Raw genomic sequence first — 21,625 nt, forward strand, 5'->3', positions numbered from 1 at the left:
TGCCGCCCGCAGCCCGGTTCATGCCTCGTTGGCCGTACTGGGCCCATGCGCTTTGCAGCGAGTCGGCGATTTCGTCAACGAAGACGCGCGTCTTCGTCGGCACCAGCCGGCCTGGCGGCAGCGCGGCTCAGCCCAGCATGGACACGTTGACGTTCTTGAGCTGCGTGAACTCGAACAGTTCGTCCTTGGACTCCTCGCGACCCAGCCCCGACTGTTTCCAGCCCCCGAACGGCGCACCGATGAAGTGTGAGGAGCAGTCGTTGATCCAGACATAGCCGGCCTGCACGCGGGCCGCGGCGCGGTGCGCCGTGAGCAGGTCGGTGGTCCACAGCGAGGCCGTCAGGCCCAGCTCGGTGCCGTTGACCGCCTCGAACATCGACTCGGCGTCGTCCCAGCGCAGCACCGAGAGCACCGGGCCGAAAATCTCCTCGCGGGCGACGCGCATGTCCGGCCGCACGTCCGTGAACACGGTGGGCTCGATGAACCAGCCGTTGCGCAGCGCCGGGTCGGCCGGATGGCGGCCGCCGCAGGCCAGTGCCGCGCCCTCGGTACGCGCCGACTCGATGTAGCCCAGGGTGCGCTGGTACTGCGTGCGGTCGATCAGCGCGCCCATGGTGGTGCGCAGGTCGGTGGCGATGCCGGGCACATGGGCCTGGCCGATGCGGTCCACGAGCGCCTGCACGAAGCGGTCGTGGACCGAGGCATGCAAGAACAGCCGGCTGGTGGAGCCGCAGGACTGGCCGCACCAGGTGAAGTTCATGCCCCGCACGGCGCCATCGACGGCACGCTCGAAATCGGCGTCGGGGAACACGACCATGGCGTTCTTGCCGCCGAGCTCCAGCAGCGGGCGCTTGAGCGTGTCGGCCGCCGCACGCAGCACGGCCTTGCCCGCGCCGACGCTGCCGATGAGCCCGACGGCCGCCACCTGCGGATGGGCCGCGATGGCGGCGCCGGTGCCGCGGTCGCCAACGACACAGTTCAGCACGCCCGGCGGAAACAGGTCGGCCAGCAGCTCCATCAACCGCAGCGTGGACAGCGGCGCCTGCTCGGGCGGCTTGACCAGCACCGTGTTGCCTGCGGCCAGCGGCGCGGCGATCTTGCCGGCGGCGAACATGAACGGATGGTTGAACGGAAAGATGCGGCCCACCACCCCGAGCGGTTGGCGCAGCGTGTAGTTGAGCGAGCCATTGCCCGTGGGGATGGTTTCGCCCTTGATCTCGAGCACCAGGCCGGCAAAGTACTCCAGCTGCGTGGCGGCGATCTCGGCATCGAAGAGCATGGCCTTGACCGGGTTGCCGCAATCGGCCGCGTCGAGCAGCGCCAGCTCCTGCGCGTGGGCTCGGATGCGCGTGGCGGCCTCGCGCAGCGCGCGGGCGCGCTGCAGCGGCGGCGTGCGCGCCCAGCCCGGAAAGGCCTGCGCGGCCGCGGCCACCGCGGCATCCACTTCGGCCGCACCGGCCGTGGGCAGCTCCGCGAGCAACTCGCCCGTGGACGGGTTGTGCGTCTGCAGCCGGGCGCCACCGGCCTCGTGCCACTGGCCGCCCCAGTAGTGTCCGCGCCGGCGTGGGAGCGCGTGGGCGACGCGCGAGGAAAGATCGTGCTCTTCGTGGGAGGCGTTCATGCGACGGGAGTGGCGTGGGTGAGGGTGCTGTCGGATGCCGCGGCGTGCAGGCCCGCGATCGCGGTCTCCAGCGCGACGACGTCGGCGTACTTGGCGTCCAGGTCGAACAGGCTCTGCGCGTGAGCTGCCGCGGAGCGGTCGCCCACGCACTCGCGCACCACCATCGGCCTGAAGCCGTACTGGCAGGCGTCCACCGCGGTGGCACGCACGCAGCCGCTGGTGGTGCAGCCGGCGATCACCACGGTGTCTATGCCCATGGCCACCAGCCGCGAGCTCAGGTCGGTGCCGAAGAAGCAGGAGGCGTACTTCTTGACCAGCAGCGAGTCGCCGGCGCGGTGCGGCAGCCGCCCGTCCACCCGCACCTCGGCCGTGCCCGCACGCAGCGTCGTGACGCCGCGCTGCTTGAGCGCCCAGATGCCCGCGTCGCGCAGCCCGGCGTCGTCGTAGGCCACGGTGGAGAAGATCACCGGCGCGCCCGCCGCGTGCGCGGCGTCGAGCAGCGCGGCCGTGGCCGCCACTTCGGCGTCCAGGTTGGCACCGAGCATCGCCTCGGGCCGGGTGAAGGCGTTGATGAGGTCCACCACCAGCACGGCGGGACGGCGGCCGAAGCCGATGCGCAGGCCGAAGCCACGCTCGCGGAACAGCGCCGCGTCACGGTTGTCGAGAGTCATGTTGGGCTCCTATCCAAGCCGGCCCGGCAGCCAGGTGGCGATGGCCGGGATGAAGAACACCGCCACCAGCATCAGCAGGCCGAGCAGCACGTAGGGCATGGCGGAGGCGAAGACCTGCCGCATGGTGATCCAGCCCGGCGCCACGCCCTTCATGGTGAACAGCAGCAGTCCGAAAGGCGGCGTCATCAGTCCCAGCTGCATGGCGATGAGGAACAGCACGCCGAACCAGACCTGGTCGATACCCGCGCCGCTGACCAGCGGCATGAAGAAGGGCAGCGTCAGCAGCATCATGCTGATCTGGTCCACGAAGCAGCCCAGCACCAGCAGGATCAGCATCATCACCACCACCAGCGCCATCGGGCTCAACTCATAGGACGAGACCACCGACAGGAAGCCGTTGGTGGCGCCCGAGAAGCCCAGCACCTGGGAGAACGCGGTGGCGCCGACGATGATGAACAGGATGATGCCCGAGACGTGTACCGTGCCCTTGAGCGCCTCCAGCAGGTTGCGCCAGGTCAACGCGCGGAAGGCCGCCGCCAGCAGCACCGTGGCGGCCGCGCCCAGCGCCGCGGCTTCGGTGGGCGTGGCGATGCCGCCGGTCATGGCCCCGACGACGACGCCGAAGATGGTCAGCAGCGGCAGCACGTAGAGCACGAAGGGCCTCCACTTCTGCCAGCCGTGCAGGCGTGGCGCGTCGTCGTCGGCGGGCGCCATGCCCGGACGCAGCCATGCCACGAGCACGATGTAGGCCACGAAGCTGGCCGCCAGGATCACCCCGGGCAGGATGCCGGCGAAAAGCAGCTTCGTGATCGAGATGTTGGAGAGGCTGCCCAGCAGCACGATCAGCGCCGAGGGCGGGATCAGCATGTCCACGCCGCCAATGGCGATGATCGGTCCCATGGCCAGGCTCGGGTGGTACTTCTTCTCCAGCATCACCGGCGACATGCTGCGCCCGAGCATGGCCGTGGTGGCGATGGTGGAGCCCGAGATGGCGCTGAACGCCGTGCCCGCCACCACCGACACCACCGACAACCGTGCCGGCACGCGGTGGATGAGCCGGTCGAAGCCCTCGATCACCTTGATCGCCAGGCCGGTCTGGAACAGCACCTCGCCCATCAGCACGAACAGCGGGATGGGAGTGAGCGCGAAGGTCAGCACCGAGGCGATCGAGTTGCGCGCGAGCTGATCCACCCCCGCCAGGCCGCCCATGAACACCCAGGCGCCCGCGACGTTGGCGCTCAGGAAGGCCACCGCCACGGGCATCCCCAGCAGCATCAGCAGCACCACGGAGCCCATCATCAGCAGCAGGCTCTGCATCCAATCCATGGATCGTTGCTCCGGTAAACGTTGGAAGAGGCAGCGCGGCTCAGGCGGCGCTCGTGGCCTCGTCGCGCACGGCGCGCGGGCCGCGCCACTGGCGTCGCAGGCGGAACAAGAACTCCACCGCGAGCACAGCGAACATCGCTGCCGCCGGGGCGACCAGCCACCACTCCGGGAAGACGAAGATCTTGAGCACGAGGGAGCCCTGCTCGGCGCTGGCGATGGCAGCCTTGAAGCTGGCCGCGGCCAGCGCGGTGCAGGTCGCAGCGGCCAGGGCGTCGGCCGCCAGCTCCAGCGCCCAGCTCACCGTGGCGGGCAGCGCGCGCAGCACCATGTCCATGCGCACATGGCGCCCTTGCCGCAGCAGCCAGGGCGCCGCCAGGAAGGTGCACAGGTACAGCGCGTACTCCGCCATCTCGGCCGCCCAGGGCAGGTTGCCCAGGGCGAAGGCGCGGGCGCCGACGTCCGCGCAGATCAGCAGCACCATCAGGCCGATGAGCGCGCACGCGGCCAGGCCCAGCCCCTGCAGCAGCCGCTCCCACAGCCGGTCCAGGCGGCCGATGGCGTCGCTATGCATGGTCATGGCGGCGTCAGTGCCCGTTGGTCAGCAGCTGGCGCAACCGCGGGCCGTGCTGCGGGCTGCGCTGGTTGATGCTGGCCCAGATGGCGTCGTTGGCCTTCCTGGTGTACTCGGCCGCCTCGGCGGCGCCGAAGCTGATGGGCTGGATGCCGGCGGCGGCCTGGCGCTTCTTCTCCTCCTCCCACGCCTTCGTGTTGTCGAGGTTGAGGTCTTCCATCCAGCGCGCGGCGCTGGTCAGTACCGCGCGCTGCTTGTCATTGAGCTTGTTCCAGGTGTTGCGGTTGAGCAGCACGCCCACCTCCGTGTTGTAGAAGCCCGGCTCCACGCGGTACTTGGTGTGCTCCTGCAGGCTCAGGTCGAACACCCCGGAGACGGGCCAGCCGTAGCCGTCCACGACGCCACGCTCCAGCGCGGTGTAGAGCTCGCCCGGGGCGATGGTGAGCACCGAGGCGCCCATGCTCTGGAAGAAGTCCCGGTAGATCGGAATGCCGCGCAGGCGCAGGCCCTTGAGGTCGGGCTTGGCGACGCCCTTCTTGAGGAAGAGGTGATAGGGCATCTGGTCGATGGCGCGGCCCAGGTAGACCGCGTTGAGCTTCTCGCCCCAGAGCTTGTTGATGTAGTCGTAGGCACCGTTCCTGCGCCACTCCTGCACCGGCACGGTGCTCACCGACAGCGCGTCGGACTCGGGCAGCAGGTTGGTGTAGAAGTTGCCCGTCACGTTGGCCATGTCCACCACGCCGGCCTTGACGGCATTGCCCACCTCGAACGGCGGCATGACCTTGGCGCCACCACCGAGGTAGTTGATCTGGATCTGACCTTTACCCTCGGCGTTGACCTTCTTCACGAACTTCTCGAAGTTCTGCGAGAAGAAATTGCCTTCGGGCCAGGCGCTCACGGCCTTGATGGTGACTTCCTGAGCGCCAGCGGCCAGTGCGGCCAGGCTCAGGGCCGACGTGCAGAGCAGGGACTTCAGCGTGTGCTGCAGCTTCATGGCGTGTTCGCCTCCGTGCGTGGGGATGTGTGCGGTCGAGCGGGCGCTGCCGGCTCAGAGGAAGGTCAGGCCGCCATCGATCACCAGTGACTGGCCGCTGATGAAGCGGCTGTCCTCGCTGGCCAGGAACAGCACCGCGCCCGTGACGTCGTCGGTGGTCTGCGTGCGCTGGATGCAGCGCATCGCGATCTGCGCCTGCTTCTGGGCCGGCGTGACGGTCTCGCGCGGGATCTCGGTGTCCACGGCCCCGGGCAGCACGGCGTTGACCGTGATGCCGTCGGCACCGAGCTCGCGGGCCAGCGAGCGCGTCATGCCGATCACGGCGGCCTTCGACGTGGTGTAGTGCAGGTAGTGCGGCCGCCCCATCAGCACCGCGGCCGAGGACACGTTGACGATGCGGCCCCAGCCGTTGCGCCGCATCAGCGGGGCGATGGCGCGCACCATCAGGAACGTGCCGGTAACGTTGACGTGCAGCACGCGGCCCCACTCGTCCAGCGGTATCTCGTCGAACGGCCGCATCTTCAGCGTGGAGAAGATGGCGGCGTTGTTGACCAGCACGTCGGCGCGGCCGAAGCGTGCATCGATGTCGCGGGCGGCGTTCGCCACGGCGTCGGCATCGCCGACATCGAGCGCAAGCGGCAGGCATTCACCCCCTTCCGCCCGGATCGCCTCCGCCAGCGTTGCGAGCGCATCGGCCCTGAGGTCGATGGCCACCACGCGGTGTCCCTGCGTGGCGAAGCGCAGTGCGTAGGCCCGGCCCAGGCCCTGTCCGGCGCCGGTGACGACGACCACCCTTTGGCTGCGGGCCGCTTCTGACGTTGCTGCCATGCGTTGTTTCCTTGGCTTGGCACGGTTTGTTGCCGTGCTGGTTTGAGGTTGGATAAAGTCTAGAAATGCTTAGACGTCGAATCAATCTTGATTCGACAATCGATGAAGGAAAACCCTTGACGCCCAGGACGAGCCGCCCGCAACAGCCGTTGCAGCCCGCTTCGCCGCGAGACCTGCTGACTTCGCGCGAGGCCTGCGCGCTGCTCGGCATCAAGCCCGCGACGCTCTACACCTATGTCAGCCGCGGCTTCCTTGAGCCGGTGCGGCAGGAAGGCCAGCGCGCCAACCTGTACTGGCGCGACGAGGTTGAAGGGCTTCACCTGCGCAGCGAAGCGCGCATGGGGCAGGGCGCCGTGGCCGCGCGCGCGATGCACTGGGGCCAGCCGGTGCTCACCAGCAGCATCACGGAGATCTCGCCGCAGGGACCGCGCTACCGCGGACACTTGGCCATCGACCTGGCGCGGCATCCGGGCGCCTTCGAGAACGTGGCGGAACTGTTGTGGACGGGCGTGCTGCCCGAGGGCCGCTACACCTGGTCGGTGGAACCGATGGCCGCCGACATCCAGCGTGCGCTGGATGGGCTCGGCATCGGCCCCAGGGGCAGCCGCATGATGCGCGTGTGCGCCGTCGCCGCGACGGCCCTGGGCGGCGGGTCGCTGGACGAGGAGCTGCGCAGCGGCTCCATCACCCGCTACTCGCGCCAGTTGCTGTTCGCGTTCGCGGGCTGCTGCGGACTGCTCGGGCCGCAAGGCCGCTTCGTCATGCCGCAAGGCGAGCAGCCGCTGGCGGCCCACGTCCTGGAGGCGCTGGGTATCCCGCCCGAGGACGCAGCCGTCGAGGCGATGAACGCCGCGCTCATCGTCAGCGCAGACCACGAGCTGGCATCGCCCACCTTCGCCGCGCGCATCGCCGCTTCGGTCGGCTCGGGCCTGCATGCCTGCGTCGTGGCGGCGCTGGCCACTCAGCGCGGCAGCGCGCTGTCAGGCGGCGGCGACATTGCGGAGGACCTGGTGGCGGGCATACAGACGCTGTCTGCGCTCAAGGCCCGTGTCGCCGAGGCGGCGCGCCGGCGCGAGCGGCTCGTGGGTTTCGGCCTGCCGCTCTACCCGCAAGGCGATCCGCGCGCCGCTTACCTCATCGAGCTGGCGAAGAAGGTCGGGCTGCCGTCGCGGCAGGCCGAACTGGCCTGCCGCTTCACCGAGGCGGTGCGCCAGCAGCTGGGCCTGCATCCGAACATCGAGATCGGGTTGGTGCTGCTGGGGCTGAGCCTGGGCCTGCCCACGCGCTCCGCCGGCGCCATCTGGTGCGTTGCGCGCACCGCGGGCTGGATTGCTCACGTGCTGGAGCAGCGTCTGGCGGGCACCGTGCTGCGCCCGCGCAGCCATTTCCAGCCACCCCTTCGGTGAGGCCGCAGTGCCGGCGAGCGTGGCCCAGGCGGTGTGCCGGGCGTGCCCGCCATTGCTGGCAGCAGCGATACGCCGGCGCTGGTGTTCAATCAGTCGCTCCGCAAGGCGTGCCCTGGGCCAATGCGGCAAGGACACGGCGAAACCCGAGCCACTTGTCACGCCTGCTCGACGCCCAAGGCGGTACTGATCTTCATCAAGACCTGCAGCGGCCGAAGAGGGTTGTCCCGGCTTGGGTTCGCCTGGATCGCGGCGCCGATGCCCCCGGGGTGAGAGCGTGTGCGCGGCTCTTTGTCGCGAGCCGGGGCGCAATGCACAACAACCAGAGGGCCGTTCGGTGGTGCTGGATATCCAGACGACTTTCGTGATGATGCTCGCCACGGTGGTGGCCACCGCCGTGGCGCTGCCGGTGCTCGTGGGCTGGCGCGCCAGTGCGGGAGGGCGCTGGATGAACGCCAGCGCCGTGACGCAGGCCCTGGCCTGGGGCGCGCTGCTGCTGGCGCGCCCGGTGCACGACCGGCTCTTTTCCACGCTGTGGATCGCGCTGCTGGGCGCGAGCCTGGTGTGCATCTGGCACGCGCTCGACGCCTGGCTGCCCGAGCGCCCCGGGCGGGGTGCGCTGCACGCCGTGGCGCTGCTCACGCCGCTGGGCTACGGCCTGGGGTTCGACAGCTATGCCTTTCGCGTGGGCTGGTCCAACTTCGGGCTGGCGCTGCTGCTGGGCGGCGTGGGGCTGGCCTGCGCCTGGCCGGCGCAGGGCGTGGGCCGGCGCTGGCGAGGCGTGGTGCTGGCAAGCGCCGCGGCCCTGGCCGCGGTGACGCTGGGCCGCGGCATCCTGGGCGCCTTCTTCACCGAGCTGTACCCGCAGCTGCGCACGCCGCACCCGCTGAATCTGGCCGGCGCGATGCTGCAGCACATCGCCATGGCGCTGATCACGCTCTCGCTCCTGGCGGCCTGGCACGACGAGGCGGGACAGGCGCTCAAGCGGCTGGCGTCCACGGACGGGCTCACGGGGCTGCTCAACCGCCGGGCCTGCACGGAGCACTCTGCCGAGGCGTTCACGATGGCGCGGCGCCGGCAGGCGCCGCTGGCGGTGTTGCTGCTGGACCTGGACCACTTCAAGCAGATCAACGACACGCTGGGCCACGAGGGGGGGCGACACGGCGCTGCGGCTCATGGCCGAGCAGCTGCGCCAGTGCCTGCGCCAGACGGACCTGAGCTGCCGCTGGGGCGGCGAGGAGTTCCTGGTGGTGCTGCCGCAGTGCGACCGGGCTCACGCCGCGGAGGTGGACGCGAGGTTGAGGGCAGGCTTGGCGCACGTGGCGCCAGCGCAGCTGGGCATCGCGCTCACCTTCAGCAGCGGGCTGGCGCTGTTGCAGGACGGGGACGCGGACCTGCAAGCGCTGGTGCGGCGTGCCGATGCAGCGCTTTATGCCGCCAAGCGCGCCGGCCGCAATCGGCTCTGCGTGAGCGCGGCCAGCAGAAGCTGTGACGAAATCGCCGTCTCGCCGTGATGGGCATCAAAGTGCCGGGAGGCCAATGCCGGCGCTTCGGCAATATGCGGGTCGCCCGGCTTGAAGCCATCGAGGTGGAATGGCCTCTCTATTCAAGGCGGTTTGGCCTCAAAGCCAGTCGGCCCGGCACAGTATGGTCAGCATACGGTGCGCAACGATTATTGAAACTTCAAGCCTTTTGGAGACAGAGAGTTTCAAGACCAGACTGGAAAAGGCAAGCCAGGGCAGCGCCCGAGGCTTAAAAACCTGCCTCCAGCAGTTCCACGGGATCGCCATAGCGCTTTGCCATTTCGACCACGGCCGGATCGCGCAGGGCCACCAGGAATCCGTTGTCGATGATGGTTTCACCGCCGGCCGTGACCGTCATATCCAGGCCGATCAGATCCTGATGGACGGGCGGTTCCTCCCAATCCGGCAAGACTTTGCGAATATAGTCACTCGGCTTGGCCAGATCGATGCCGAAATGCAGCGCACCGGGCGCGTTGGAGCCCGCGGGATATACCGTGTAGCGCGGAGCCTTCGGATTGAAGCCGCAACCGCCACCCTCGATCAGCTTCGATCCCAGGCACATTTCCCGCAGCACCTCGGCGTCACGGCTGTGGCCCTGCACCTGCGTGACCAACTTGTTTTCGAACGTGAAACGGATAACTTCCTCGAAGGGCCTCTCGAAACCAACCGCCCACTGCGGGCAGAGAACGCCTTCGATCATTACCGGTGCATTGGGATCGTTGCCGTTGGCGGTGCTGTCCCAGAAATTGGGGCCATGAGTCGGAAGGTAATGCACATAGCAGCCCGGCTCGTCGGCAAACATCTTGCCGCGCCAGCGGTTGCCCTTGAACATCGCCTCGCGCATTTCCTTCGTGTAGTAGATGACAAGGTCCGAGCCGCGCTGATCAGTGAATCGAAGTTCGAAATCACGCCCTTTGGGGAAACGCCGCTCGGTGGTCCGGATGATTTCACCCACCAGCTCGACGGGAAAACGCGCTTGCGGGGTATGCAGCAGGTCCAGGTCGCGGAAGTAGGTGATTTTCACCCAGCGCTGGCCCCGCTTGCGCATGGCGACGTTGAACGGGTCCTCAATCGAGCAAAACCAGGTCGAAACGACGAAGTCGGCGCTTTGAACCAGAGGCTTCACCTCCTCCGGGACTCCGGGCAGCCGGGTATCCATCGCCATGTACTGCGTCACGGTCGCGCCGCGCGCACGCGCGATGCCGGTCACGGCATCCACCACCCGCGGGTCCAGCAGCGGATCGGTGAGCATCAGGACCTTTTCACCCGGACGAATCGCGAAAACGCGCGTCAACTGTTCCATCGCCTGGAACCAGTGCTTGGTTTCCGTCAAGGAGGCTCGCACCGGCGTCGGCATTCCGACGTAGGCGATGGAATCGTCAGATTGGGAGCGGGGCATGGTGGTGATGTTTTTCATGAGTCAATTCGCTCAGCTTTCAACGGTGGCCCCGGAACGTTTGACCACCGCTCCCCACCTGTCCATCTCTGTCTTGACGAAACGGCTCATTTCTTCAGGCGTGGTGGGAGACGTTACCGCACCCCGCTCCTGCAGTTGCTGCCGGGTTTCCTCATCGTCCAGCACCTTGCGGATGGCCGATTGGATTTTCGCCACGACGGCGGCCGGCGTACCCGTGGGAACGAAAATTCCGTCCCAGGCACTGACGTCAAATCCAGGCACACCGGATTCGGCAATCGTGGGCACATTGGGCATATTGGGCAGACGCTGTGCCGTGGTCACAGCCAGCGCCCGCAACCGCCCCGATTGGACCTGGGGGCCGGTATTCGGCATCACGTCGATCATCACGTCGACTTGGCCGCCGAGCAAATCGGAAATGGCCGGTGCGCCGCCGCGGTAGGGCACATGCACCATCGACACGCCCGCGGACGACTTCAGCAATTCGGTCGCCAGGTGCGAAGTGGTGCCGTTGCCTGCCGAGGCATAGGTGTATTTACCAGGGTTTGATTTCAGTCGCGCCAGCAATTCCTGAAATGTTGAAACATTCATTTCAGGCCGCACGGTCACCAGGGCCGCGATCTTGGAGAGGCCGGAAACCGGCTGAAAATCGCGCAAAGGATCAAAGCCAGTGCGCTTATAGAGCGCGTGGTTGATGGCAAAGGTGCCGTTCGTGCCGTAGAGCAACGTATAGCCGTCGCTGGGTGCCCTGGCCGCGGCCTGGGAGCCCACATTGCCGCCGGCGCCTGCAATATTCTCGACGACGATGGTTTGCCCCAGTTCCTTGGCCACCTTGGTCATCACCAGCCTGGCCAGCGTGTCGCCTCCACCGCCTGAGGGAAAAGGCACGATCAGCTTGATCGGCTTCGACGGGTAGCTTTCGCCGGCCCATCCCGCCTGCACGACCGCACCGGTGCCCATCAGAGCGAAGGCGAGGTTCCTGACGAAAGTCCGGCGTGAGCGCGCACCAAGTTCCAGTCCTTGGGTGCAGCTCCGTCGTTCGTTGTCCTTCACTTGCTGTCTCCTGTGGTTGTGAGTCTCATGGCACGCGTCAATGCATGCATTGTTGACCAGTATTTGCGCTGCATCAACAACGATCGCGATGTTTGCATGCATTGAGAGTGTCAAACAGGAGAACTTGGGCTTGACGGGAAAGTGTCTTCCTTGAGCCAGAGGCAGCGACGGCCTCGGGCAGTTCCACCGACCGCGGCTTGGCAAGGCGTTTGACACGCCCGTTGTCGCCGGCAACCGACCGGGCACCGGCGGGGCACGGACTGGCCCATGTCGCGCATGCGCGCGATGACGTCGCATGCGGCCAATGCGAGGTCGTGCTCGTTGCCCTGGCCGGACGGCGGAGATCTGGCGCCGTGCAGGGCATCGGCCCGAAGCCCCTGGGGGCCGGCCTTCCCGAGGGCCCTTGCGAGGTGCCCTTTGGCATCGGTACCGTGGCGAGCGACGCGTTGCTGGTTGCCCGGCACATGCACGAGTTCGGCACGACCAGCGAGCGACTGGCCTGGATCACGGTGGCGGCCTCGCAGTCAGCGATGGCGGCGGCGCCGCCATCGTCACGCGGCCCGAGATCGCCAGGTCGCTGCGCCGGCGTGCGGTTGTGATCGACGGTGCGGGCGACGCCCTCAAGGAGCACCACGGTGGCCACGTCGATCTGACCCGCACCGCGGCGGCGTGGCGAGGCCGGGCGGCCTTCGAGGCGGCCGGGGTTGCGGCCCGCGGATATCCGCTACACGCCTCCAGTTACGCCAGCATGGGTTGCGGCACCGCATCCGCGGCCCAGCGGGCGCCTCTCATGGCATTGACCAGGATGCGCTTGTTGTCGCGGCTGCGCCGCGCGTGCTCGCGCATCAGGGCCTCGGCCCTCGCGCCCTCGCGGGCCTCGACGGCCTGCACGATGTCCTCATGGTCGAGCTGCGCCCGTTGCACGAACGACAGTTCGATGGCCGCCTGGCCGCTGGCACCCAGCGCACCGGGTCCGGCCATCGGTGTCTTGGCAACGTGCTCCAGCGCGGACACCAGCACCGGGTTGCCCGCTGCCTGGGCCAGCACGCGGTGGAAGCGCGCGTTCACCGTCGCCCAGCTCACCGTATCCACCGCCTCCCCGGCATCGACGGCCGCCTGAACGATCTGGCGACCCTGCTCGATGCAACCGTGCAGCTCGGACAGCGTCCGCGGCGACGCGCCTTGCTCGGCCAACAGGCGTACCGCCATGCCTTCGAGCGTGCCCCGGACATCGATGGCCATGGCGACTTCGTCCAGCGTCACCTGCCGGACCCGGAAGCCCCTGCGAGGCAGCCGCTCCAGCAGTCCCTCCTTCTCCAGCTCACCGAGCGCCAAGCGCAGCGGCGTGCGCGACACACCCAGCTCGGCCGAACACTGGACTTCCAGCACCCGTTCACCCGGCTGCAGCGCGCCCCCGAGGATGCGGCGCCGCAACTCCGCGGTGACCCGTTCGATTTGAGATGCCATGCACGCATTATGGCGTTCCAGATGCTGAGTTCGTGGCCGCGATCACGCTGGTGCATGCAATGGAGACGCCAGCCCGGTCCGGGCTTTGGCGTGCGGAACCGGCTGGGCGGCTTCTGGCCGAGGCCTACGGGGACGCCGCTTCTTCCTGTGCCAGGTTGTCGATCATGGCCAGCAACACCCGCCGCGTGGTCGCCACGTCGGCCTCGGGCACGCCCCGCGTGGCGATGGCGTTCACCGCCTCGGCCAAGGGAATGAGCTGCCGCTTGAGCTTGCGTCCTTGGGGCGTGAGGAACACGTAGACATTCTTGCGGTTGTCGGGCCGCTGCTCCAGCCGCACGTAGCCCAGCGCCTCCATCGCGCGCAGTGCCGTGAACGTGGTCGGTTCGGCCACGCCGGCCTCGATGCTGAGCTCGCGCTTGGTCAGGCCGTCGCGCTCCCAGAGGATGCGCAGGAAGGTCCAGTGCCCCAGTGCCACGTCATGGCGGGCCAGCCGCTGCTGCAGCGCGCGCAGCAACGAGCGAGTGGCGTCCTTGACCAGATGTGCCATGCGGTCGTGCGGCATGCCTTCGCGCCAATGGCGCAGGATGCGGCTGGCGGCTTCGGTGTCTCTGGAGGCGGCAGCTTTGGGCACGGCGGCGACGGCGGGCGTGGAGAAGGCTTTCATTCTCGCAGGGCCACCTGGTGCCGCAGTTCCACGTCGCGGCCCTCCTGCGCGGAGGTCAGCAGCGCCAGGCATATCTCCAGCGTGGCCCGGGCCCAGGGGCCGTCGTGCAAGGGCTTGGCACCGTGCAGCACCGCGTCCACCAGCTCATCGATCACCTCGAAGCGCGGCACCGCCGGAGCTGGCAGCTCGATGCGTTCGCGACGGTTGTTGCCGTAGATGCAGAGCGCGTCGGGCAGGGGGCGCAGGTCGCCGTGCTCGCAGCTCACGATCACCGGCCCGAAGTGCTGGTGCGCCGGCGCCGCCGTGCCGGGCGCGGGAGGCTTCCAGGCCGGGCCACCGTAGGTGCCCTCGGCCTTGAGCCGCGCCTCGTCCTCGGCGGACGCCACGCTGGCGAGCCGGCGGCGGGCCTGGCCATAGGCTTGCGGGTCCTTGGGGTTGCCCATCTCGCCGGTCCAGCCGCACCACTCGTCGCTGTCGAAGCGGCCGTAGCCGCTGTAGGCCAGGCTGGCGAAGGCGCCGTCCTCGAACCACAGCAAGGCGGTGTAGGCGCCTTCGGTGGGCCGAGCCGGGTCCCACCGGCCCATCACGGCGCGCACCCGGGTGGCACGGCTGCCGGCCAGCAGCCGCACCACGTCCACCTGGTGGGCCGCCTGGCTGAAGACCACGCCGCCGCCGGCCTCGGTTTGCAGTTCTTCCGGCCGGCGCGGCCGGTACAGGAAGTCCGTGTAGTTCAGCGCCTGGATCATGCGCACGCGGCCCAGTCCGCCGGCGTCGATCAGCTTGCGGGCCAGGAGATAGGGCGTGTCGAAGCTGTGGCAGTGGCCGACGATCAGGTGCACGCCGGCAGTGGCGCAGGCCCGCACCATGTCGTCGCACTCGGGCAGCGTGATGGCCATGGGCTTCTCGACCAGCACGTGCTTGCCGTGCGCCGCGGCGACACGGGTGTGCGCCGCGTGGAACTGGTGCGGGCTGGCGATGTAGAGGGCATCCAGGCCGGACTGCGCCGCCAAGGCATCGATGTCCTCGAACACCGGGGCCTGGAAGTCGCGCGCGAACTGCTCGCGCGCGGCCCGGCGCGGGTCGCAGGCCGCGGCGAGCTCGATGCGGTCGTCGGCGAGGAAGGTGGGCAGCATCAGCGAGAAGGCGCGCCCCAGCCCAGCCACCCCCAGGCGCAGCTTGCGCTTCGGTTGCGTGCTCACAGGTCGATCACCAGTTCACCGGCCTTGGCGCGGGAGACGCAAATCATGATCTGGCTCTCCATCTCTTCAGGCATCAGCACCATGTCGCGGTGGTCGGCCTCGCCGGAGACCAGCCTGGTGCGGCAGGTGCCGCAGGTGCCGCTTTCACAGGAGGAAGGCACGTTGCAGCCATGGTCGCGCAGCACGGACAGGATCGACTGGCCCACGGGCACCTCGAACTGCTGCCCGGTCTTGGCCACCCTGACCGTGAAGGGCTTGTCGTCGGGACGCACGCCGCCGCCTTCGTTGAAGCTCTCGAAATGCACGTTCTTGCCCGACCAGTGCCCGGCCATGTCGCGCACCGCGTCCATCAGGCCGCGCGGGCCGCAGCAGTAGATGTGGGTGCCCGGGGTGGGGCGCTCCAGCACCGGCCACAGGTCCAGCGAGTTGTCCGGATCGCCATGGTCGTGGTGGATCACGACCTTGCCCTTGTACTCCGGCGCGCTCAGCTCCTCCAGGAACGCCGTGGTCTCGGGCGAGCGGCTGAGGTAGTAGAGCTTCCACGGCGCCGGGGGCAGCTCGCCGAAGCTGCGGATCATCGACAGGATGGGCGTGATGCCGATGCCACCGGCGATGAAGATGTAGCGCTTGGCGTCCTCGACCAGCGGGAAGGCGTTGTCCGGCAGCGAGGTGGGCAGCGTGTCGCCTTCCCTGGCCTCGTCGCACAGGCTCATGGAGCCGCCCTGGCCCTGCGCGTCGCGCTTGACCGTGATGACGTAGCGGTGGCGTTCGGCCGGGTCGTTGCACAGCGAGTACTTGCGTAGCAGCCCGTTGGGCACCTGCACCTTGACGTGCGAGCCCGGCGTGAACGGCGGCAGCTCGGAGCCGTCGGGCTGCACCAGCTCGAAGCTGCGGATGCCTTCGGCGGCATCGGTGATGCGGGCGATGCGCAGCGGCATCTGCGTGTCGGCGTGCGTCTGGATGAGGGTCATGGTCAGGCTTCCTGGTGTTCAGACAGTGAGGACGCGCATGGACAGGTCCACCGCCCGCACGTCCTTGATGAGCTTGCCGCTGGAGATGCGGTCCACGCCGGTGGCGGCGATGCGGCGGATGGAGTCCAAGTCCACGCCGCCGGAGACCTCCAGCACCGCGCGGCCGGCGTTGAGCACGCAGGCGCGCTCCATGTCCTCGAAGCTGAAGTCGTCGAGCAGCACGTTCCGGGCGCCGGCGTCCAGCGCCTGCTGCAGCTCGTCCAGGCTCTCGACCTCGATCTGCACGTCCACGCCGGCGTTCAGGGCGAAGGCCGCCTCCAGCGCCGGCCGGATGCCGCCGGCCGCGGCGATGTGGTTCTCCTTGATCAGGATGCCGTCCCACAGCGCCATGCGGTGGTTGTGGCCGCCGCCCACGCGCACGGCGTACTTCTGCGCCTGGCGCAGCCCGGGCAGCGTCTTGCGCGTGTCCAGCACCTTGCAGCCGCGCGGGTTGGGCGAGACGCCCTGGATCGCGTCCACGTACTGGCGCGTGACGGTGGCCACGGCGCAGAGCGTCTGCAGGAAGTTCAGCGCCGGGCGCTCGGCCGAGAGCTGTGCGCGCGCATCGGCCTCGATGCGCACCAGCACCGTGCCGGCCTCGACGCGGTCGCCCTCCTGCACCGCCCAGGCCAGGCGCGCGTCGGGGTCCAGGGCGTGGAAGCAGGCATCGAACCAGGGCCGCCCGGCAATCACCGCCGGCTCCTTGGCCACCACCTGCGCCTGCACGCAGCGCCCCTCGGGCACGAGCTGCGCGGTCCAGTCGCACCGGCCGATGTCTTCCATCAGCGCGTCGCGCACGTTGCGCGCCAGCGCCGCCTCCAGGGTTTCGTTGGCTTCAAACATGAGCGTCTTCCTATTTCAGGGCCAGCGCCACGGCCACCGCGGCCAGGAAGGCCAGCAGCACGCGCCGGAACCAGACCTCGCTGAGGTGCAGGCGCAACCGCTTGCCCAGCGCCAGGCCGCAGGCCACGGGCACCAGCGCCAGCGCGGACAGCGTCAGGTCCGCAGCGCCGAGGCGTCCATGGGCGGCCATCGAGGCGTACAGCGGAATGGCCGAGCCCAGGTAGATCAGGCTGATGCTGCCGATGAAGGCCTCGCGCGGCAGCCGCAGGCTCGCCAGGTAGCTGATGATCAGCGGCCCCGTGAGCGAGGACACGCCGCCCATCGCGCCCGAGAGCGCGCCGACGCCGGCACTCCACCAGCGCTCGCGGGCCGGCGGCACGTGCAGCCGCAGCGGCAGGCACAGCAGCACCACGGCCAGCAGCACGACCGCGCCCAGCACGGCGTTGAGCGTGCGCGGCGACAGCGCCAGCGTCATCGGCACCGTCAGCAGCGTGGCCACGAGCTGCGTGGCGATGAGCGGCAGGAAGCGGCGCAGGCCGTGCACGTCGCCGCTGTCGAGGGCCTGCCAGGCGTTGGACACCAGCACCGGCATCGCCACCAGCGCGATGGCCTGCGTGGCCGGCATGAACAGCGACAGCAGCGGCACCGCGACCAGCGGCAGCCCGATGCCCAGCGTGCCCTTGACCATGCCGCCGGCCAGGAACACCGCTGCAGCCGTCGCCATCTCCAGCCCCGTCATGCCGCGTCGCCAGTCACTCGGACTTCAGGTTGGCGCGCCTGGCCGCCGCCGTCAGGCGCTCGCCCTCGCTCTTGAGCGCGCTGGCCAGCTGTTCACCCGAGCCGCCCACGGGATCGACGCCCGCGGCCTGCAACTGCTCGACCACCTCCGGCTGCTTCACGATCTTGGCGATCTCGGTCGCGATGCGGTCGGTGATGTCCTTGGGCGTGCCGGCGCGGGCCAGCACCGCCACGTTGAAGGCGAAGTCGAAGCCGGGGGACTTCTCCGCCAGCGCTGGCACGTCGGGCGCCAGGGGCGAACGCTTGAGCGAGTTGATGGCGATCAGCCGCGCCTTGTCCGACTTGACGAAGCCCATCAGCGAAGGCGGCGACGCGAACACCATGTCCACCTCGCCGCCGATCATGGCGGGCACCGAGTTGGCACTGCCCTTGAAGGGAATGTGAGCGATCTCCAGGCCCAGTGCTTCCTTCATGGCCTCGGCCGTGAGGTGGTGGATGCCGCCGATGCCCGACGAACCGTAGTTGAGCTTGCCCGGCCTGGCCTTGGCCAGCGCGATGAACTCGTCCAGCGTCTTGGCGGGCACCCTGGCGTTGACGGCCAGGAACAGCGGCGCCTTGCCCACCAGCGACACCGGCGCGAAGTCCTTGTCGACGTTGTAGGTGACGCTCTTGTTGATCAGCGGCGAGATCGTCAGCAGCGGGCCGTCCGTCACCAGCAGGTTGTAGCCGTCAGCGGGCGACTGGGTGATGACGGCGGCCGAGATCGATCCCCCGGCGCCCGGCTTGTTCTCCACGAACACCGTCTGGCCCAGCGCCTTCGAGAGATGCGGCGACAGCGCCCGCGCCACCGTGTCGGGCAACCCGCCGGGCGAGTAGGGCACGATCAGCCGGATCGGCTTGGAGGGATAGGGCTGTGCCAGCACCGGCGACAGCGCCGTGCAGGCGAGCAAGGCCACGGCGGTGCCTGCCAGCTTCCGGCAAAACATGCGTCTCATGAGGAACTCCTTGGAAGGGCTGCCGCGGGCCAGGCGCCGCGCGGCCGCTTGGATCGCCGTGCCGTGCGCTCGGCGGGGGGCGGGCTCAGATGCTGTAGCTCTCGTAGGTGGCCGGATGGAAGAGCTCTTCCACGGCCATCAGCCGCGCCGACAGGCCCTGCGCATGGTGATGGCGCACGAAGGTCTCCAGCGTCCGGCGCGCCGCTGCCACGCCATAGGACCAGTAGTCTTCGCCCATGCTCTCGCGCGCGGCCTTGAGCTGCTCCTCCACGAAAGGCAGCGTGACCTTGGTGGCGGAGGTGTCGGACAGCAGCTCCAGCGCGGCGGCCTTGGACTGCGTGAAAGCCTTGAGCACCGCACCGGGCAGCCAGGGATGCGCCGCGGCCAGCTCCTTGCGGATGCCCACCACGTGCATGATCGGGAACACGCCCGTGCGCCGGTAGTAGTCCTTGGCCACCGCGGTCGGATCGTCGAAGAGCCAGCCGATGTTCGGGTTGCGCCTGAGGATGTGCGCGCTGGGCGGGCGCGGGCCGATGAAGCCGTCGATCTCGCCCTGGTCCAGCAATTCGGAGATCGTGGTGCCCGCGGGCGCCTCCTCGATGCGCACGCCGGGAGGCAGCTGCAGCTTGATCTTCTCCGGGCGGCCGGGCGTGTCGATGCCGCCGCGCACCCAGGTCACGTCCTCGGGCGCCACGCCGAAATCGTCCTGCAGGATCGAACGCGCCCACACGTTGGCCGTGAGTTGGTACTCGGGCAGGCCCACGCGCCGGCCCTTGAGGTCCTCGGGCCGCTGGATGCGGTCCTTGCGCACGTAGATCGAGGTGTGGCGAAAGGCCCGCGACAGGAATACCGGCACGGCGATGTAGGGGCACTCGCCCTTGGAGTGCTTGACCAGGTAGCTGGAAAAGCTCAGCTCCGTGATGTCGAAGTCCTGGCTGCGCATGGCGCGGAAGAACATCTCCTCCGGGCTCAGCAGCATGTAGACGGGGTCCACCCCGTCAATCTGCACGCGGCCGTCGAACAGGGCGCGCGTGCGGTCGTAGTCGCCCATGGCGACGGAGAGCTGAAGCTTGGACATGGGAAAAGCGGGCGTTGAGATGGGTGCTGGCCGGGCACGGACAGAAGGCGTGCCCGATGCGGTGGACAGAGGCCAGGCGCTCAGGCCTTGACCGAATAGGAAGGCTCCAGCTCGGGATGCTCCTGGCCGTCGGGCCAGACGTAGCTCACCTCGAAGGTGCGCCAGTCGGTGGTCTTGGGCACGATCGCCTGGTAGGCGCAGACCTCCTTGGGGATGGCCTTGTCGCCGGTGCCGATGGCGGTCTCGCCGCTCTGGAAGGCGCGCACCGCATCGAGCATTTGCTTGCGGAACTCGACGATGGCCAGGTCGCTGGCGCCCAGCCGGTCGTTGGTGCGGTCGGCGATGGCGCCCATCGTGACCCACATCGCGATGTCCTGGTTGGGGAAGCCGGTGATGCCGGTGAAGTTGCCCGCCTTCATCGCCTGGCGGTCCTGCCAGAAACGGTTGTCGGCGTTGCGCAGCGGCCGGTAGTACGGGTCCAGGTCGATGCCCACCGTCTGGCGCAGGAACTTGCGCCAGGTCTCGGTCTCGGGCGTCTGCGACGGATGGCCCCAGGCGATGAAGTAGAACGCCGTGCTCGTGTCGTCGCAGGGCACGTTGATGTTGGCGACGTTGTAGAGGTTGTTGGGCGGGATCAGTGCGGTGGCCGGTGCGACGAATACGGTGGAGCGCACGTAATCGTTCGTGGCGGCATCCTTGATGGGACGGCGGATGGCGGCGTAGCGGAAGCCGTACTCGCCACGCTGCACCTGCAGCCGCGGCGCCTTGTCCGTGGAGGGGCGCAGCCAGGCGTTGGCCGTGGCCTTGGCGCCGTCCACGCGAGCGGGAACCATGTCGGAGCTGTGCAGGCTGGAGCTGTGCGCCGAGTCGATGGCACCCTCGAGGATCTGTGCCCAGTTGCACGGCAGGATGGCCTTGGCGATAGACACCCGCGCCTCGGCCGTGGGCGCCCAGCGCGGCGGCACGAACTCGGGCACCGCGTCCTGCGAACCCATGTAGGTCCAGACCATGCCGCCCCATTCCTTGACTGGATAGGCCTTGTGCTTGACCTTCTCGGCCATGCCGCTGGCCGCTGGCTCCGACACCATCTCCAGCACGTTGCCCTCGACGTCCATCTTCCAGCCGTGGTAGAGGCAGCGCAGGCCGCCTTCCTCGTTGCGGCCGTACACGAGCGAGGCCCGGCGGTGCGGGCAGTATTCGTCCATCACACCCACGCGGCCGTCGCTGTCGCGGAACACCACCAGGTCCTCGCCGAACACGCGCGCCTTCACCGGCGTGCCGTCGGCCTCGGCCACCTCCTCGATCAGGCACACCGGCGTCCAGTGCCGGCGCATCAGCTGGCCCATGGGTGCCTCGCCCTCGACACGGCACAGCAGTTCGTTCTCTTCGCGGGTCAACATGGATAGGCTCCTAAGTAAGAAAAAAGGCCGGTTGCCCTGGTGAAGTTCTCTTGTTCCAGCGCAAATGTTTAGGCGACTAAATTTAGTCTAGATCAAAGACGGAACCTTCGTAAGCCTGCCTGCCTAGAACAAACCCTTGGATGAGTTGCCGCGCAGCACCCTGAGAAGGCTTTCAACGGCCCTACGGGAGTCAGAACATTAGGTGGCTAAGATAAGATCGGCACCCCGGCGGCAGGAGGCCTGCTGCCTTGCCACGGAAGAGCCGCCATGCAAACCGAACGAGACAGCGACCCGATGGTGTGGAGCGATGCCTTCGTGCTGGGCTTCGGCCCGATGGACGAGGTGCACGAGGAATTCGTGGACCTGGTCGGGGCGATGCAGAAGGCGCGCGACGAGGAACTCGCCGCCCTGCTGGAGGCCTTCGCCGAGCATGCGCAGGCGCATTTCGATGCCGAGAACGCGTGGATGGTGGAGACGGATTTCCCGGCCCGCCAATGCCATATCGACGAGCATGCCGCGGTCATGCGCTCCGTTCATCAGGTGCGCGAGCGCCTGCGCGCGGGTGACTACGCCCTGGCGCGGCGCCTGGCCGACGAGCTGGCATCCTGGTTCCCCGGCCATGCCGATTACCTGGACTCCGCGCTGGCGCACTGGATGTGCAAGCGCCGCCTGGGTGGCAAGCCCGTGGTCCTGCGCCGCGATCTCAAGCCGGCGGCGCTGCGCGGCGAAGAGATGCCCGCTGCCCTGCGAGCCTGAGCGCGGCCCCGGGCACCGACCGGGTGCGGCTCTGGCCGAGCTGGTCTTGCCGGCGCCGCAACGGTTCACGC

20 protein-coding genes and 1 pseudogene are annotated in these 21,625 nt (G+C 68.6%); 4 read left to right on the plus strand and 17 right to left on the minus strand.

The window, feature by feature from the left end:
* Positions 1–127: 127 nt before the first annotated feature.
* Genes HHL10_RS17295 through HHL10_RS17320 form a run of 6 tightly spaced genes read right to left on the minus strand, consistent with a single transcriptional unit; the run spans position 128 to position 6,011 of the window.
* Positions 128–1,621, minus strand: a complete 1,494-nt coding sequence (locus HHL10_RS17295) for an aldehyde dehydrogenase family protein (RefSeq protein ID WP_169161641.1) — start codon at positions 1,619–1,621, stop codon at positions 128–130.
* Positions 1,618–2,292, minus strand: coding sequence for an isochorismatase family protein (locus HHL10_RS17300; protein WP_169161642.1), 675 nt, complete (start codon positions 2,290–2,292; stop codon positions 1,618–1,620). Before HHL10_RS17300 ends, HHL10_RS17295 begins: the two co-directional genes overlap by 4 nt.
* Before the next feature lie 9 nt (positions 2,293–2,301).
* Entirely contained in the window at positions 2,302–3,618 is a 1,317-nt protein-coding gene (locus HHL10_RS17305) for a TRAP transporter large permease (RefSeq protein ID WP_169161643.1), read from the minus strand.
* A gap of 40 nt (positions 3,619–3,658) precedes the next feature.
* The gene (locus HHL10_RS17310) at positions 3,659–4,195 is read right to left on the minus strand and encodes a TRAP transporter small permease (protein ID WP_169161644.1); all 537 of its coding nucleotides are present in this window, start codon (positions 4,193–4,195) and stop codon (positions 3,659–3,661) included.
* 7 nt (positions 4,196–4,202) lie between these two features.
* The gene (gene dctP, locus HHL10_RS17315) at positions 4,203–5,183 is read right to left on the minus strand and encodes a TRAP transporter substrate-binding protein DctP (protein ID WP_169161645.1); all 981 of its coding nucleotides are present in this window, start codon (positions 5,181–5,183) and stop codon (positions 4,203–4,205) included.
* A gap of 54 nt (positions 5,184–5,237) precedes the next feature.
* Positions 5,238–6,011, minus strand: coding sequence for an SDR family NAD(P)-dependent oxidoreductase (locus tag HHL10_RS17320; RefSeq protein ID WP_169161646.1), 774 nt, complete (start codon positions 6,009–6,011; stop codon positions 5,238–5,240).
* A gap of 116 nt (positions 6,012–6,127) precedes the next feature.
* On the opposite strand from HHL10_RS17320, the gene HHL10_RS17325 reads away from it, so the two are divergent.
* The 3 genes and pseudogenes from HHL10_RS17325 to HHL10_RS31375 all read left to right on the plus strand — a co-directional run bounded on the left by HHL10_RS17325 (position 6,128) and on the right by HHL10_RS31375 (position 8,928).
* Positions 6,128–7,417: a citrate synthase gene (locus HHL10_RS17325; RefSeq protein ID WP_169161647.1), complete on the plus strand. Its 1,290-nt coding sequence runs from the start codon at positions 6,128–6,130 to the stop codon at positions 7,415–7,417.
* Between the two features lie 919 nt (positions 7,418–8,336).
* A pseudogene (locus HHL10_RS31370) lies at positions 8,337–8,549 on the plus strand (GGDEF domain-containing protein); the annotation flags it as partial.
* A 40-nt stretch (positions 8,550–8,589) separates the two neighbouring features.
* The gene (locus HHL10_RS31375) at positions 8,590–8,928 is read left to right on the plus strand and encodes a diguanylate cyclase domain-containing protein (protein ID WP_375138961.1); all 339 of its coding nucleotides are present in this window, start codon (positions 8,590–8,592) and stop codon (positions 8,926–8,928) included.
* 238 nt (positions 8,929–9,166) lie between these two features.
* Here the strand turns inward: HHL10_RS31375 and HHL10_RS17335 are convergent, their stop codons facing one another.
* The 11 genes from HHL10_RS17335 to HHL10_RS17385 form a co-directional block, all read right to left on the minus strand.
* Entirely contained in the window at positions 9,167–10,354 is a 1,188-nt protein-coding gene (locus HHL10_RS17335) for a hypothetical protein (RefSeq protein WP_235971578.1), read from the minus strand.
* Between the two features lie 12 nt (positions 10,355–10,366).
* Complete coding sequence (locus HHL10_RS17340; protein ID WP_310734621.1) at positions 10,367–11,404, minus strand: Bug family tripartite tricarboxylate transporter substrate binding protein; 1,038 nt, start codon at positions 11,402–11,404, stop codon at positions 10,367–10,369.
* Positions 11,405–12,142: 738 nt separating this feature from the next.
* Positions 12,143–12,871, minus strand: a complete 729-nt coding sequence (locus tag HHL10_RS17345; RefSeq protein WP_169161649.1) for a GntR family transcriptional regulator — start codon at positions 12,869–12,871, stop codon at positions 12,143–12,145.
* A 124-nt stretch (positions 12,872–12,995) separates the two neighbouring features.
* Positions 12,996–13,535, minus strand: coding sequence for a MarR family winged helix-turn-helix transcriptional regulator (locus HHL10_RS17350; RefSeq protein ID WP_169161650.1), 540 nt, complete (start codon positions 13,533–13,535; stop codon positions 12,996–12,998).
* Entirely contained in the window at positions 13,532–14,734 is a 1,203-nt protein-coding gene (locus HHL10_RS17355; protein ID WP_310734622.1) for a Gfo/Idh/MocA family protein, read from the minus strand. Before HHL10_RS17355 ends, HHL10_RS17350 begins: the two co-directional genes overlap by 4 nt.
* A complete protein-coding gene (locus HHL10_RS17360; protein WP_205833085.1) occupies positions 14,731–15,705 on the minus strand; it encodes a PDR/VanB family oxidoreductase in 975 nt (324 codons plus the stop codon). The genes HHL10_RS17355 and HHL10_RS17360 overlap by 4 nt, the downstream gene beginning before the upstream one ends.
* A gap of 18 nt (positions 15,706–15,723) precedes the next feature.
* Positions 15,724–16,587: a carboxylating nicotinate-nucleotide diphosphorylase gene (gene nadC / locus HHL10_RS17365; protein ID WP_169161651.1), complete on the minus strand. Its 864-nt coding sequence runs from the start codon at positions 16,585–16,587 to the stop codon at positions 15,724–15,726.
* A 10-nt stretch (positions 16,588–16,597) separates the two neighbouring features.
* Positions 16,598–17,326 carry a sulfite exporter TauE/SafE family protein gene (locus HHL10_RS17370; protein ID WP_169161652.1) on the minus strand — a complete coding sequence of 243 codons (729 nt, stop codon included), beginning with the start codon at positions 17,324–17,326 and terminating at the stop codon, positions 16,598–16,600.
* Positions 17,327–17,339: 13 nt separating this feature from the next.
* Positions 17,340–18,320 (minus strand): Bug family tripartite tricarboxylate transporter substrate binding protein, encoded by a 981-nt coding sequence (locus HHL10_RS17375; RefSeq protein WP_169161653.1) that lies wholly within the window; start codon positions 18,318–18,320, stop codon positions 17,340–17,342.
* Between the two features lie 85 nt (positions 18,321–18,405).
* The gene (locus tag HHL10_RS17380; RefSeq protein ID WP_169161654.1) at positions 18,406–19,398 is read right to left on the minus strand and encodes a substrate-binding domain-containing protein; all 993 of its coding nucleotides are present in this window, start codon (positions 19,396–19,398) and stop codon (positions 18,406–18,408) included.
* Positions 19,399–19,478: 80 nt separating this feature from the next.
* Positions 19,479–20,798, minus strand: coding sequence for a Rieske 2Fe-2S domain-containing protein (locus HHL10_RS17385; protein WP_169161655.1), 1,320 nt, complete (start codon positions 20,796–20,798; stop codon positions 19,479–19,481).
* A 267-nt stretch (positions 20,799–21,065) separates the two neighbouring features.
* On the opposite strand from HHL10_RS17385, the gene HHL10_RS17390 reads away from it, so the two are divergent.
* Positions 21,066–21,554, plus strand: a complete 489-nt coding sequence (locus tag HHL10_RS17390; protein ID WP_169161656.1) for a bacteriohemerythrin — start codon at positions 21,066–21,068, stop codon at positions 21,552–21,554.
* Positions 21,555–21,625 lie beyond the last annotated feature (71 nt).

Source organism: Azohydromonas caseinilytica, assembly GCF_012927045.1.
Lineage (GTDB): Bacteria > Pseudomonadota > Gammaproteobacteria > Burkholderiales > Burkholderiaceae_C > Azohydromonas > Azohydromonas caseinilytica.